General features: G+C 35.8%; 1 protein-coding gene. It reads right to left on the bottom strand.

The window, feature by feature from the left end:
- Window positions 1–141: 141 nt before the first annotated feature.
- Window positions 142–366, bottom strand: a 225-nt coding sequence (locus AC1DJR_RS34100) for a DUF2339 domain-containing protein (RefSeq protein WP_477004681.1), incomplete at its 5' end; no start/stop codon positions are given.

Here is a 366-nt window from a genome sequence, read left to right as displayed (position 1 = left end):
ATGTACAACTTAATCCAAATACAACTGGACAAGCAACACTTCGCCTAAGACAAAACACAACAGCTAAATATAATGAGGCTGTAACGATTGGTAAGAAGTAAAATAAAAGAAAAGGCAATCCGTAAAGGGATTGCCTTCTTCTCACTTCTCTTCTTTTGAGAAAAACATTCTTGAAATAACGATACCTATACTACCTACGATTAAGAATAACACCGCTCTAATCATCATCGACACCTCTGGTAGGTCGAGAAGGAATAACTTCCCTACTGTTACTACTAATACGACTAATCCAGCATATAATATTTCGTTCATCTGTCTATAACGGCCAAACCAAACTGCAAATAAAGCATATACCATCCATAATAA

Source organism: Bacillus sp. 05T31, assembly GCF_056396725.1.
This window is presented reverse-complemented; position numbering and strand designations above follow the sequence as displayed.